The organism is Croceitalea dokdonensis DOKDO 023 (genome assembly GCF_001306415.1).
Taxonomy (GTDB): domain Bacteria; phylum Bacteroidota; class Bacteroidia; order Flavobacteriales; family Flavobacteriaceae; genus Croceitalea; species Croceitalea dokdonensis.
Genome location: NZ_LDJX01000001.1, coordinates 425,633 through 440,072 on the forward strand (window position 1 = coordinate 425,633; position 14,440 = coordinate 440,072).

A 14,440-nucleotide genomic window follows, 5' to 3' on the forward strand; every position below is an offset into this window, starting at 1 on the left:
CCCTTTTTAAAGAATGGGTATTTTTAGCGCAGCAACAAAAAAGGCATGAATTCGGAAACCATCATCCAACAAATTAAACAGCACAAGAAACAGCCCCATCTGGATTTTAGGTTAAAGCAGCAAACGGAAACCTTTACGGACACGCTATTTTACACGCTGTTTGACAGTAATACCGATGTGGCCCAAAACTTAGGACTTTTGGCCAAACAGTTTGATGACCTGGTAACCCTTGCCTGTTGGGAAACCAATAAGCCCTGTGCCAAAGTATGGGAAAATTATGTGGCCCAGCTGCCGATTGTTTTGGAGGCCCTAAACTTGGATGCTGAGGCCATTTTAAATTGCGATCCCGCATCTCTTTCCATTCAAGAGGTGTACATGGCCTACCCTGGGTTTTATGCCATTGCCATTTATAGGTTGGCCCATGTTTTTTATAAAAAGGGCTTTCCCATGGTGCCCAGGCTCATGACGGAATATGCGCACAGGCAAACAGGGGTAGACATTAATCCCGGCGCTACCATTGGCAAATCTTTCTTTATAGACCATGCCACTGGGGTTGTCATTGGGGAGACGGCAATCATCAAAGATCATGTAAAGATTTACCAAGGGGTCACCCTGGGAGCTTTGTTCGTGGCCAAATCCCTAAAGGAAACCAAACGCCATCCTACGATTGAATCCAATGTTACGATCTATGCCAATGCCACCATTTTAGGGGGGGACACCATTATTGGCAAAAACTGTATTATTGGTGGTAATGCGTGGATTACCAAGTCCGTGCCGGCCAACTCCAAAGTATTTCATGTCCCGGAAATTAAAATTAAAACCACTCCAGATGCCTAATTCTGTCCTTGATTTAATTGGGAACACCCCATTGGTGCGTTCCAAAGTGTTGAACACCAATCCTAAGGTCCAGGTTTTCTTTAAGTTGGAGGGACATAACCCAGGGGGCAGCGTAAAAGACCGTCCTGCCCTAAATATGATAAAAACCGGGCTGGAACGTGGTGCGTATACCAAAGACACCAAGCTTATAGAGGCCACTAGCGGAAATACGGGAATAGGGCTTGCCATGGTAGCGGGAATCTACGGTTTGGATATAGAGCTGGTGATGCCAGAAAACGCAACCGTGGAACGGATACAGACCATGAGGGCCTATGGGGCAAAGGTTACCCTTACCCCTGCTGATATTGGTATTGAGGGTGCCCGCGATTATGCAGAGGCCAAAGTAAAGCAAGAAGGCTTTACAATGATCGACCAATTTGGCAATCCAGATAACTGGAAGGCCCACTACAACACCACGGGACCCGAGATTTGGCGAGACACCCAACAACAGCTCACCCATTTTGTATCCAGTATGGGCACTACGGGTACCATTACCGGCACCTCCAAGTACCTAAAGGAACAAAACAAAGGAATCAATATCATTGGTGTACAGCCCCAAGAGGGTTCGCGCATTCCGGGCATACGCAAGTGGTCTCCCGCCTATGTGCCCCGTATTTATGATGACAGCCACGTGGACGATATTTTCTACGTAAACGAAACGGAAGCCAAATCCATGGCAAGACGCTTGGCCAAAGAAGAAGGTATTTTTTCTGGGATGAGCAGCGGCGGTGCCGCTACGGTAGCCTTACGCCTGGCCAACCAACTTAAAGAAGGGGTGATTGTGTCCATTGTATGCGATCGTGGGGACCGGTATTTATCCTCCGGATTGTTTGGGTAGCCACTGGTAAAAACTTTTCTCCGCGCTTTTAAGCAGCATTTGTAATCGTTTGAGAAAAAGAACAATTTCATTATCAACTGCTAGAAAGAGTTGAAACATCACTTAGCTCAATAATCATGAGCTCCACTACTCCAACGCCCCTTCAATCGTATCTAAATATTCAGAAAACTGTGCCAGATTGTTATGCTCGCCCTTTGGTATGGTAATAAATTCCTTTGGTGCTTCTGCCACTTCAAATAAGCGTTGCCCAGATTTGTAATCCACCACACTATCCTCGGTACCATGATAGATGGTTATAGGGCAGTTAACCTGCTTAATGTATTGGTTTGAAGGAAACTCGTACTTCAACAATAGGTCCAGCGGTAAAAAAGCAAAGCGTTGCCTGGCCACATCTTTCAGATTATAAAATGGGGTTTCCAAAATAAGCTGGTAAGGCGTATTCTTTGATGCTACTTGCGTAGCGATGGCCGCCCCTAAAGAACGTCCATAGACCCGTATCAGGTCCTCATCATAATACTGCTTGGTATAGTCATAAAACAACTGGGCATCTGCAAATAAGTTGGCTTCACTTAGCTTTCCTGTGCTTTTACCATAGGTGCGATAGTCCATGATGACCAAATCATATTGCTTTTCCACAAAAAAAGTGGCAATCTGTCCCCATCTGGCAAGGTTTCCCGCGTTGCCGTGGAAATAAAGAATGACTCCTTTTGGCTTGGCTGCCTTAAAATGTAATCCGTTTAAACGGGCACCGTCTTTGGCCTTTAAAAAAAACTCTTCAAAAGGTTGGGAAAATTCATAGGCGTAGTCCTGTGGTAGTTCGGTCGGCAAAAAAATGAGTTTTTCTTGTAAAAAGTAAAGCATAATGATGAGGAACACATAAAATCCCAGAAGGAAATAGGTAATTTTTTTAAACTTTCGCATTGGTACGTTTACTGCTATGAATCACATCAATACTGGAACCGGTCAAATCTACCTCGGTACGTTTGCTATAGACAATATCCTCTAACATTTTATGATAGGATTCAAAAGTATTCAGATTTTTGTGTCCGCCACCAATTACTGTATGTAGCGTAGTCAGTTCTCTTTTTATTTTAGACAGTTTTACACTGGTTTTATAGGGTATCAATTGATCATCCGTACCATGGATAATGTGGATGGGGCAATTGACATATTTGAGCCATTTATAGGTGGGCATGGGAAATTTTATTAAAACGGACAGCGGCATAAAGGGCAAAAAACGCTTTCCCACCTTGCTTAGACTGTAGTAAGGAGCGTCCAAAACTAGCATTCTTGGGTTGTTCATAGAAGCCAACTTTGCGGCAAATCCGGAACCCAAGGACCTGCCGTATAGGATAATGTATTTCTCATCCACTTTCTCCTTTAACTTGTTGTAGACCACCTGCATGTCCCTTTTTATGGCCTTTTGGGAGCGCCTACCGGTACTCTTTCCAAAACCACGGTAATCTACCATGACCACGTCATAACCATGGCGGGTAAAATCTACTGCAAATTTGCCCCAACCTTTAATGCTTTTAGAATTTCCCTTGAGGTAAAAAACCACACCTTTTGGGTTTTTGGTCTTAAAGCGCAGGCCATTGATGATGGCACCGTCACGGGTCTCTATATTGTATTCCTCGGTTTCCTGATTTTCATAATAAAATTGAAAGTCCTTTGGCAGTTTTTCTGGTTTAAAGAGCAAATAATCCTGCAAAAAGTAGAGCAACACGCTAATGGCGATATAACTACCGATAATCAGAAAAATTGTATAAACCCAAGTGTCCAATCCCATTCTTTTGAGTAAAATACAAAAAACCAATTAGATGCCATTAAAAAAGGATGCCTCACGGCATCCTTTTTCATTGAACGAAACAAAATGAACTATTTGGAATTTTCCCTTTTCATTGTTCTATAGTCTTCTATTTTTAACTCTAGTCGTTTGCCATCGTTCATGGTGAACACATAAGCATCATTATTCTCCATTCCTTTTTCTTTTAGGATGGACATATTGTTTAGAATAGTAGTGCTCTCCCCTTTATCCACCGCGAGCACCAGCTTATCTGGGCTGGACATTAGGGTGAAATCCGTTTCGTCCTCCGTCATATAACTAAAGGAGATAAACTCATCATATTCAAAATCTTTATCTAAGTCTATCCAGACTTTTTTCACTACCACTTTTGGAGGAAAGATTCTATCCCCATTGACCTTATACTTGTCTTCCAATTCTGTCATTACCGCTTGGCGCACCACAGTATTTATTTTCACACTGTTTTCGTAGCTATTGCCGTCTACGGTAAAGGTGTACGTTTTCTCTTTAGTTTCATTTTGTAATTCGCTCTGGGCAGCCGTTTGCCCAAAGGTTCCTATGGCCAAAAATGATGCGACCACTGTAAAATATAATTGTTTGATTTTCATTCTTCTTGTGTTTTATGTGTTTTACGTATTGTTCGGACTTTCTGTATCAGGCTTTTAGGACGGATTGGCAAATTGCAATTTTTCGCTGTTCTTTTTACTCCATGCATTCAGCATCCAGCTGCTTTTCTCCAGCTCCCTAATGTAGGCACCTACCAAGTCTATGGTTCCCTCATCTTCCACCTTCTCAGCGGTGGTGATGACCTTTGCCATTTGTTTCAACAAAATGCCATGCGCAAACAACAGTTCTTCTACCATTTTGTGGTCATTGAGATGCACTGGGCTTTCATTGATGGAAGATTTTGCTAAAAACTCACTGTAATTGCTAATGGGATGGTACCTTAAAGTGAGGATACGTTCTGCAATCTCATCTATTTTTACCCTTGCATCCGTGTAAAGCTCTTCAAACTTTACATGTAGGTCAAAAAAGTTTTCACCGGTAACGTTCCAGTGGAAGTTTCGTAACTTTTGGTAGTATAAATGATAATCTGCCAAAAGAACGTTTAATTCCGTTACAATAGGTTGTACCTCGTTTTCTGTTAAATTCAAATAATTCATACGTCCATTTTATTGTACCAACACTCGGTCGGCACGTAGTTCATAATTTCGATTATTGTTGGTAGTGAAGAAAATTTAACGTCGCTAGGAAACTGCAACCACTTTGGCGAACGCCTTGTTACCAGAACGGTAAACCAACACCTGTAATATAAGTTTGTGAGGCAGTCTGTCAAGCACTTTAACAGGGTTTAACGGTAATGCCATAGCATTAACATAAGGCTATGTTAAAGCCAGTCCTTTTTCTTAAAGTAAATTAACAGGCCAAGGGCCATAAGGATAAAAGCTGCCCAAAGATAATAGTAGCCATACTCCCAACGCAACTCGGGCATGTGTTCAAAATTCATCCCATAAATGCCGGCAAAAAATGTCAAGGGAATAAAAATAGAGGCCATAACGGTAAGTACCTTCATGACCTCGTTCATTTTATTGCTCATATTGGTCATGTACATTTCCATTAAACTGGTAGACATCTCTCTATATAAGACCAAATCCTCATTGATTTCCAAGCAATGGTCAAAGGTGTCTTTAAAAAAGAGTTTGGTCTCTTTTGAAATTAAATGGTGTTCCGTATGGATCAATCTATTGACCAATTCCTTTACCGGAAAAACCCATTTTCGGATACGTAGAATTTCCTTTTTCAGGTATTGAATTTTTTTTGCCGACTCTTTCTGTGGGTCATTGTAGACTTCATCCTCTAAAACCTCCAGTTTTTCTTTAATATCCTCTAAAACCACAAAATAATGGTCTACGATGGCATCTAGGAGTGCAAAAAAGAGATAATCTGCCCCCCGGCTTCTAATTCTACCAAACTTCTTTTCAATGCGTTTGATTACCTCTCCAAAAACATCATCTTCATTTTCTTGGAACAACAACACGGTATCCTGAAACAAACAAAGGGCGACATGCTCTACAACCAACTTTTCATCACCGTCCAAATAAAGCATTTTAAATACACCAAAAACATAGTTTTCATACTCGTCTATTTTGGGCCTTTGCAGGGTATCCACCAAATCTTCCAGCAACAGGTTATTTAAATCATATATCCCTCCTATTTTAGCTATGGCGTCTTCATCCGTAAGTCCAACAACATCAACAAGAGAGGTGAACCCAGTATCCGATTTTGATTTAACTTCCTGAATTCCAATGACTTTTTTGCTATAATCCGTATCATTATACTTTAAAACGGAGATATAGGTGTCTTGTTTAGACCTATTCCCTATATAGGTTATTGCACCAGGAGCCTTTCCAAGTTTAGATTTGGACCTAAATTGCTTTGGTATTTTTATCTTAGGTGTTTTTGCCGTTTTTAGAGCCATATCCGGTAACTACTTGTTCAGTTAAATATACAGTTTAATTATTTCTGGTTAAAACTGTAACGATGCCAAGGGTTTTACCGTCTTATCATCATAGATATAAAATACAAGCATGACCACCGCAACCGCCCAAACCAATTCTTATAAACGAATTGAAATTATTGATGCCTTACGGGGCTTCTCCCTAGCAGGGATTGTCTTTTGCCATATGCTGGAAAATTTTGTGGCCTCACCAATGCCAACGGAGGCTATGGAAGCAATGAATCCTGGCCTAATAGATCAAATAGCAGATGGACTGGTGAGTTTCTTTTTTAGGGGTAAATTCTTTGCCCTGTTTTCATTTTTGTTTGGACTAAGCTTTTTTATTCAGATGGATAACGGTAGTAAAAGAGGTCATTATTTTGGTGGGCGCTTTCTATGGAGACTGTTGATTTTATTGGCTATTGGTTTTGTGCACAGTATGTTCTACCGCGGTGACATTTTAACCATTTATGCGCTTTTGGGAATTTTGCTAATTCCCTTTTACAAAGTGAATACCAAATGGGTCTTGTGCATAGCCGCATTGCTCTTTCTGGGATTGGGTAGGTTTATCGTTTTTTTTCTTACCCAGGGTGATGGTTTGTTTGTAACGCAACATATGGGCCCTGATGCCCCATGGGTGGCTTCATATTTTGATGTGCTCAAAAATGGCAGCATTGGAGCGGTGTTTGCCTCCAATGCCTTAGAAGGTAACCTACATAAAGCCGAATTTCAATTTGGGGTGTTCTCTAGGGGTTATCTCACCTTCGGTTTCTTTTTATTAGGTCTTTTTGCCGGCAGAATGGCATTTTTTAAACAATATTTGACCGAAAAGAAGTTTCTAAAAAAAGTATGGGTAGGGTCTTTGATCTTGCTTTTTAGTTCTATTGTTAGCATGATTGCCGTGTTTTCCAGCATGGGGGAAGGTATGGAGTTCAACTCTTGGAGGTCCATGTTGGGACTTACCTTTTATGACCTTATGAATTTGGCATTGACCTTATTGGTCATTGCCATTTTTGTAATTCTCTACACAAAGGTTAAACCACAACGTTTTCTGGAAAAATTTGTCCCCTATGGAAAATTGGCATTGACCAATTACGTTTTTCAAAGTCTTGTAGGCACGTTTATCTTCTTTGGCTGGGGATTAGGGTATTTGTCCAGCATACCCAACCGTTATGTGTTTTTAATGGCCATTGCCATAATAGCAGGCCAAATGTGGTTGAGCAAACTATGGCTCAAGCATTTTTACTATGGTCCATTGGAATGGCTTTGGAGAAGTCTTACGTATTTTAAGATGATGCCTTTTAAAAAGTAGTTAGGACATCTAGAAACGTCTAGATGCAATCAATAGCGAAATGATTTAGTAATCTTTTAAAATACATCAATACTCCATACAAAAACCCTTTCTGGCTTTCACTCTAACGGACATCACATGGGTCAAAAAAACAACCTAGGGTCGCTTCGGGTAGATTTTGAGCCTTTTTCGGGAACAAAATGTGTATCTAGAAGCTTTCTGTCGGAATATCCAAACGCCTGGCGAGAAGCTCAAGGTTTTTCCATGAACATACCTTTTATATCATAAATTAAATCCTAGCGCTGCAACAATCCTGAAGTTATTCATTTTCCAGGTTGTTATCATTACCTTAGATTATAGCTTTAAACCATATTTAGGTGTAAATGCTAAATGTGCCAGTTAAAGCCCACTAATATAGCTCCCGTACATATCCTTAAAACGAACACCATCCGACATGCGATACTTACTTAATTTGTTATGCGCCACCAGCCCCCACAAGACCAGCTCTTTTACAAAATAACCATCGCTTTTATCCAGTTCTGGTTGATGCTCGTTTAACAATTGTTGCAAAGGAGGCACGGAATCTAATTTTGACCGGTAGGTACTGTCATCATCTTCATCCAACAACTCCAGGGCCTCTTGGTCAAAAAACCATGAAACCAGTTCATCATATGGCGTTTCCGCATCTTTACGTTCTAATTTATTAATTGGTGGGAACAATTTTGGAAACAAGGTTTTAATGGCATCATCAATCAGGTTTTCTGCAACAAATGCGGCTCCTTCCTGTTCCCCTTCATACACCAACTCTATTTTACCCGTAATGGCAGGGACTACCCCCATAAAGTCACTGAGTCTTATCGTGGTTTGGTTTTCATTGGATTTTAAAATCCTACGTTCTGCGGTGCTTAACAAGTTTTCATAGGCCGTAATGCTCATCCGTGCACTTACGCCGCTTTTGGCATCCACATATTCACTATCCCTAGCCTCAAAACTAATTTGTTCCAACAAATCCATGGCCAATTCTGGCACATGGACCAAATCTGACTGCCGGGCATCAAGTTTTGCTTCCTGTTTGGTGATTCTTTTGGCAATGGAAATATCTTCTGGGTAATGCGTTAAAATTTGGGAACCAATTCTATCTTTTAGCGGGGTTACGATACTTCCCCTGTTGGTATAATCTTCTGGATTGGCAGTGAAGACAAACTGTAAATCCAACGGTAATCGTAGTTTAAACCCGCGTATCTGGATATCGCCTTCTTGTAAAATATTGAAGAGGGACACTTGGATTCGTGCTTGTAAATCAGGCAGTTCGTTGATGACAAAAATGCAACGGTTGGCCCTTGGTATCATTCCAAAATGAATTACACGATCGTCTGCATAGCTCAATTTCATGTTGGCCGCTTTAATAGGGTCTACATCCCCTATCAAATCTGCCACGGTTACATCCGGGGTGGCCAATTTTTCATAAAAACGATCATCCCGATGCAGCCAGGTGATTGGGGTAGCATCGCCCTTTTCCTTAATCAGTTCCTTGGCAAATCTGGACAACGGATTCATGGGGTCATCATGAATTTCAGAACCCTCCACAACAGGGATATATTCGTCCAAAAGTTTAACCATCAATCTAGCTAAACGTGTTTTTGCTTGCCCCCTTAACCCAAGAAGATTAATGTTATGTCTAGATAGGATAGCCCTTTCCAGCTCTGGGATTACCGAGTTTTCATAGCCCCAGACCCCCTGAAAAACATCCTCTCTGTTCTTAATTTTAGTGATTAGGTTATCACGCAGCTCGTTTTTAATGCTTTTTGATTGGTATCCTTCTTTTCTAAGTTGACCTAAGGTTGTAATATTCTGTATTTTCATTTTTTTTATTGATGCTTATCCGTTATTCGTTCTTGGCATATATCCACCAACAACTGTATACGAACAACTATTTTATTCTTTTTCTTCTATTGTTCTCGTAATCTTCAAAAATCATCTCGCCCAAACCCTTGAGTCCGGTATAAAATGCCTTGCCCTTGTTTGCCTGGGTAAATTCCCTGATAAACTGCATAAGATACGGGTCTTGGGCTATCATAAAGGTGGTGATGGGAATGTGCAATTTTCTGGCCTGCGCTGCCATGGCGTAACACTTTTCCACAATATAATCGTCTAGGCCAACACTGTTTTTGTAGTACGTACCGTCTGGCATTCTAAGACAGCTGGGCTTACCATCGGTAATCATAAAAATCTGTTTGTTGGTGTTTCTTTTCCTGCGAAGCATATCAAAGGCCAATTGCAGCCCGGCCACCGTATTGGTATGGTAAGGCCCTACCTTTAAATAGGGCAAGTCTTTTATGGGAATGGGCCATGCATCGTTACCAAAAACCAAAATATCCAAGGTGTCCTTGGGATATCTGGTGGTAATCAATTCTGCCAAGGCCATGGCTACCTTCTTTGCAGGAGTGATGCGGTCTTCCCCGTACAAAATCATACTATGGCTAATATCTATCATGAGCACCGTGCTCATTTGGGCCTTGTATTGGGTATCTTCCACCACCAAATCACCCTCATCCAGCATAAAATTGCCAATGCCATGGTTAATTTGGGCATTCTTAAGGCTTTCCGTCATGGAGATTCGGTCAAGGCCATCGCCATAGCGATACTCCCGAAACTCCCCAGTATGCTCATCTCCCCTGCCAGACTTTCCCGTTTTATGGTTACCGGAACCGCTACGTTTTATTTTTCCAAAAATCTGGTCCAATGCTCTTTGGCGGATCATCCGTTCCAATTTGGCGGTAATGGAAATGGTACCTTTTCCACCATCTTCATCTCCGTCTTGCCCTTCTTCGCCCATTTGACCACCGCCATCTTCAAACTCTTCACGGATATACCCTTTGGCCTTTAAATCTTCTATAAAATCTTCTATGGTGTAATCGGGTGTCGTAAGTTCATACTCCTTATCCAATTCCCTTAGCCAATCTATGGCCTCGTCAAAATCACCAGAGGTATGGGTGATGAGTTCTTGGAAGATTTCAAAAAGTTTATCAAAAGGAGATAAATTGGGTGCTTCGTAGGTTGTAAAACGAAAGCCTTTTCTCATGTTCATAGCCATACCCTAAAGTTACGGTATTCCTTTACTTGAAACGTTTTTTTTAGGAATTGTTAACGCTTCTGTTTAAGGTCACCCATCCACCAGAATATACCAACTGCATCATTTTGTTGCTTCTTGGTACTATTCTTTCATGTTCTTGTTCAATTCCACAACACTTCAGTATTCCAAAAAAACAGCTTAAAAGCGCTTGTGGGTTGTATGGAAATTTAGTGATAGTACAAGCCTAAAGTCCAGCAATGGTCTTTATTTGGCTAATGATGGTATCTGCCAGAACATCTGCCTCCTTTTGTGTTTTGGCCTCTGTATATATCCTAATGATAGGTTCCGTGTTGGACTTGCGTAAATGCACCCAATTTTCGGGAAAATCTATCTTTACCCCATCAATGGTGGTAATGTCTTCATTGTTATACCGTTCTGCCATACGGGCCAAAATGCCATCCACATCCAACCCTGGGGTAAGTTCTATTTTTTTCTTGCTCATAAAATAACTGGGATAGCTTGCCCTTAGTTCTGCAACCGTCCCGCCTTTTTCTGATAGTAGCATTAAAAATAAAGCGGTACCCACAAGGGAATCCCTGCCGTAATGACTTTCTGGATATATGATGCCTCCGTTGCCCTCACCACCAATGACGGCATTGGTTTCCTTCATTTTAATGACCACATTTACCTCGCCTACCGCAGCCGCGTTGTAGGTGCCGCCATGTTTTTCCGTAATATCCCTTAATGCCCGTGATGAGGACAAATTGGATACGGTATTTCCCTTGGTCTTGCCCAATACGTAATCTGCGCAGGCCACTAAGGTATACTCTTCGCCAAACATTTCCCCATCATTGCTAATAAAGGCCAAACGGTCCACATCTGGATCAACCACAATACCAAAATCGGCTTTTTCCTTGAGCACTAAATCACAGATATCGGCTAAATGCTCTTTCAGTGGTTCAGGATTATGCGGAAAATGGCCTGTAGGTTCACAATACAACTCTACCACGTCCACACCCAATTCACGCAATAATTTTGGGATGGCCAAACCGCCAGTGGAATTGACCCCATCTACTACTACCTTGAATTTTTTGGAACGGATCAAATCGGCATCTACCAAGGAAAGGTTCAACACTTCATCAATATGTATGTCTATGTAAGCATCGTTTTTGATGATTGTTCCCAAATGGTCCACAGAAGCAAAATTAAAATCCTCCTTTTCTGCCAACTCTAAAATCAATTTCCCCTGTGCTGCATCTAAAAACTCCCCTTTTTCGTTCAGTAATTTTAAGGCGTTCCATTGCTTGGGGTTATGGCTTGCGGTAAGGATAATGCCTCCGTCCGCTTTTTCCAACGGTACTGCAATTTCTACGGTTGGGGTGGTGGACAGGTCCAAAAGAACCACATCTATCCCTAGCCCTACCAAGGTAGAGACCACCAAACTTTGTATCATTTCTCCAGATAGGCGGGCATCCCTGCCTATGACCACTTTTAAGCGTTCCTTGCCAGCATAGCCCCTGAGCCATGTTCCATAGGCAGCTGCAAATTTTACGGTATCTATTGGAGTTAGGTTATCACCGGTGTTTCCACCAATGGTGCCCCGGATTCCAGAAATTGATTTAATTAAGGTCATGTGTTTAAAAGTTTTTGCAAATATAATTTGATGGTTCCATCCCTATGGTACTTCTTTGTATTTTTCCCCAATGAATTTTTTGGCCCACATCTACCTGTCTTTTGATGAACCTGAGGTGACACTGGGCAATTTCTTTGCAGACCATATTAGGGGCAATCATTACAAACATTTACCTAATACCGTACAAAAAGGCATTTTATTGCATAGGGAAATCGATACTTTTACGGATGCCCATGACTTGCACAAACAGAGTAGCAGAAGGCTTTACGCTAATTATGGCCATTACAGTAGGGTCATCGTAGATATCTATTATGATCATTTTTTGGCGAAAAATTGGACTTCTTATTCCCATATCCGTTTAGAGACCTATGTTTCCAATTTTTATGACCTTTTGCAACGGCACTATGACATCCTTCCAGAAAAAACCAAACATATGCTTCCCTACATGATCAAGGAGAATTGGTTATTGAATTATGCCAACCTCACTGGAATTTCCCGAGTGTTGGAGGGGATGAACCGGAGGACAAAGAACAAGTCCAAAATGAATTATGCCATTTTGGACCTAGAAAGGGGATATTCGGAATTTGAAAGCGAGTTTACCGCATTTTTTGAAGAATTGATTACCTTTTCCCAACTTAAATTTAAATTCATATGCGAAGACTGATTTTCTTGGGCTGTATGGTCATTTTAGCTGCATGTAGGCAGGCACCCGTGCTTCCCACCGGAGTGGTTGCGGACAATGCCATGGTAGTTTCTGCCCGGGTAGAAGCCTCTAGAATAGGGGTTGCTATCATGAAAAAGGGTGGAAATGCCTTTGATGCCATGGTCGCCACGGAAATGGCCCTTGCCGTGGCCTATCCGTTTGCGGGAAACCTTGGCGGTGGTGGCTTTATGGTCTATAGAAAGGCCTCGGGAGATATTGGCGGGCTAGATTATAGGGAGAAAGCACCGCTTACCGCACATGCGGACATGTACTTGGATTCCTTGGGCAACGTAATCCCGGATATGAGTACCGTTGGAGCCACTGCCGTGGGTGTTCCAGGCACCGTTGCTGGAATCATTGAGGTACACCAGAAATACGGTTCCCTTCCGTTAAATGAAATATTGCAGCCAGTGATAGATTTGGCCAACAAAGGTGTGGTGGTGACTGAAAAACAGGCAAAACGATTGGAAAGCTACAAGGAGCGTTTTATTGCCGTAAATGGGGACAGTACCAAGTTTGCACGGGAATTTAAAGCTGGGGACACCATCAAATATCCTGAACTTGCCACTACTCTTACCAAGATTATGGACCAGGGCAGGGATGGATTCTACAAAGGCGAAGTCGCACAAAAAATTGCGGCTTTTATCCAAGAAAACGGAGGGTTTATAACAGAAAAAGATTTGGAAAAATATGAAGCCGTATGGAGATATCCAGTAGTATTTACCTACAAAGACTTAAAAATCATTTCTATGAGCCCGCCCAGTAGCGGTGGGGTAACAATGAACCAGATATTTAAGATGATGGAACCCTATGATATAGGTTCTTTTGGCCATAATTCAGAAAAAGCCATCCAATTGTTTACAGAGGCTGCAAGACGTGCCTATGCAGACCGAAATTATTTTTTGGGCGATCCAGACTTTGTGGATATCCCTTTGGATGTGATCTTGACCCAAGAATACCTGACGCAGCGTATGGAAGGTTTTTCATTTGACGGGGCAACCCCTTCTTCTGATGTAAGCCATGGGCAGGTGGAAGTTTTGGAAAGCATGGAGACTACCCATTATTCCATTGTAGATGCAAAGGGCAATGCCATATCTGCCACAACTACCCTAAATGGAGGCTACGGCTCTAAACTCTACCATCCAGAATTAGGTATCTTTTTTAATAATGAAATGGACGATTTTAGTGCTAAACCGGGAGTTCCAAATATGTTTGGGCTTATTGGTGCAGAAGCAAACAGTATAGCACCGGAAAAAAGGATGCTCAGTTCTATGACACCCACCATAGTGGAAAAAGAGGGTGAATTATGGTTGGTGGTGGGTACCCCTGGAGGCTCAACCATTATCACGGCAGTTGCCCAGACCATTCTTAATAGCTATGAATTTAATATGAGCATGCAGCAAGCGGTAAATGCCCCCAGGTTTCACCATCAATGGCTCCCGGACGTGCTGATGTTTGAGGAGGAAGGTTTTTCCGGGGAATTAAAAGAAAACCTAAAAACCAAGGGCTATCAAATTATGGAAGGGCGAAGCCGGATCATAGGCAAGGTTGACGCCATAAAAATTTTGCCGGACGGACGCCTGGAAGGTGGTGCGGATAAACGCGGTGATGATACCGCGGTAGGATATTAATATCGGTCAGGTTCAAATTTTAGAGTCCAGTAGAACAACGGGATAACGAATTTTTTACATACCTTAAAGAGCGGGACATGCAAACCTATTTAAA

At 41.9% G+C, this 14,440-nt stretch carries 13 protein-coding genes; 5 read left to right on the forward strand and 8 right to left on the reverse strand.

All coding sequences use genetic code 11. From position 1 onward, the window contains the following. Positions 1–45 precede the first annotated feature (45 nt). On the forward strand, positions 46–837 hold the full coding sequence (gene epsC / locus I595_RS01820) for a serine O-acetyltransferase EpsC (RefSeq protein WP_054557676.1): 792 nt from the start codon (positions 46–48) through the stop codon (positions 835–837). Then, on the forward strand, positions 830–1,714 hold the full coding sequence (gene cysM, locus I595_RS01825; protein WP_054557677.1) for a cysteine synthase CysM: 885 nt from the start codon (positions 830–832) through the stop codon (positions 1,712–1,714). Before epsC ends, cysM begins: the two co-directional genes overlap by 8 nt. A gap of 126 nt (positions 1,715–1,840) precedes the next feature. Here the strand turns inward: cysM and I595_RS01830 are convergent, their stop codons facing one another. From I595_RS01830 to corA, 5 genes are all read right to left on the reverse strand, one after another. Continuing rightward, positions 1,841–2,635 (reverse strand): alpha/beta hydrolase, encoded by a 795-nt coding sequence (locus I595_RS01830; protein ID WP_054557678.1) that lies wholly within the window; start codon positions 2,633–2,635, stop codon positions 1,841–1,843. Then, positions 2,622–3,503, reverse strand: a complete 882-nt coding sequence (locus I595_RS01835) for an alpha/beta hydrolase (protein ID WP_054557679.1) — start codon at positions 3,501–3,503, stop codon at positions 2,622–2,624. The genes I595_RS01830 and I595_RS01835 overlap by 14 nt, the downstream gene beginning before the upstream one ends. Positions 3,504–3,592: 89 nt before the next feature. Then, positions 3,593–4,126, reverse strand: a complete 534-nt coding sequence (locus I595_RS01840; RefSeq protein ID WP_054557680.1) for a hypothetical protein — start codon at positions 4,124–4,126, stop codon at positions 3,593–3,595. Between the two features lie 54 nt (positions 4,127–4,180). Then, entirely contained in the window at positions 4,181–4,681 is a 501-nt protein-coding gene (locus tag I595_RS01845; RefSeq protein ID WP_054557681.1) for a Dps family protein, read from the reverse strand. A 224-nt stretch (positions 4,682–4,905) separates the two neighbouring features. Continuing rightward, the gene (gene corA, locus I595_RS01850; protein WP_054557682.1) at positions 4,906–5,997 is read right to left on the reverse strand and encodes a magnesium/cobalt transporter CorA; all 1,092 of its coding nucleotides are present in this window, start codon (positions 5,995–5,997) and stop codon (positions 4,906–4,908) included. 109 nt (positions 5,998–6,106) lie between these two features. On the opposite strand from corA, the gene I595_RS01855 reads away from it, so the two are divergent. After that, positions 6,107–7,327 (forward strand): DUF418 domain-containing protein, encoded by a 1,221-nt coding sequence (locus I595_RS01855; protein ID WP_054557683.1) that lies wholly within the window; start codon positions 6,107–6,109, stop codon positions 7,325–7,327. 378 nt (positions 7,328–7,705) lie between these two features. On the opposite strand, the gene I595_RS01860 is transcribed toward I595_RS01855, so the two are convergent. The 3 genes from I595_RS01860 to glmM all read right to left on the reverse strand — a co-directional run bounded on the left by I595_RS01860 (position 7,706) and on the right by glmM (position 12,012). Then, entirely contained in the window at positions 7,706–9,169 is a 1,464-nt protein-coding gene (locus I595_RS01860) for a hypothetical protein (protein WP_054557684.1), read from the reverse strand. 67 nt (positions 9,170–9,236) lie between these two features. Then, positions 9,237–10,400, reverse strand: a complete 1,164-nt coding sequence (locus tag I595_RS01865) for a vWA domain-containing protein (RefSeq protein WP_054557685.1) — start codon at positions 10,398–10,400, stop codon at positions 9,237–9,239. A gap of 223 nt (positions 10,401–10,623) precedes the next feature. Continuing rightward, positions 10,624–12,012, reverse strand: a complete 1,389-nt coding sequence (gene glmM, locus I595_RS01870) for a phosphoglucosamine mutase (protein WP_054557686.1) — start codon at positions 12,010–12,012, stop codon at positions 10,624–10,626. Between the two features lie 70 nt (positions 12,013–12,082). Here glmM and I595_RS01875 point away from each other — a divergent pair, with 70 nt between their 5' ends. Together I595_RS01875 and ggt are read left to right on the forward strand one after the other, a co-directional pair. Then, positions 12,083–12,676 (forward strand): acyl carrier protein phosphodiesterase, encoded by a 594-nt coding sequence (locus tag I595_RS01875; protein WP_054557687.1) that lies wholly within the window; start codon positions 12,083–12,085, stop codon positions 12,674–12,676. Next, positions 12,664–14,346: a gamma-glutamyltransferase gene (ggt, locus tag I595_RS01880; protein WP_054557688.1), complete on the forward strand. Its 1,683-nt coding sequence runs from the start codon at positions 12,664–12,666 to the stop codon at positions 14,344–14,346. Before I595_RS01875 ends, ggt begins: the two co-directional genes overlap by 13 nt. Positions 14,347–14,440: the final 94 nt, after the last annotated feature.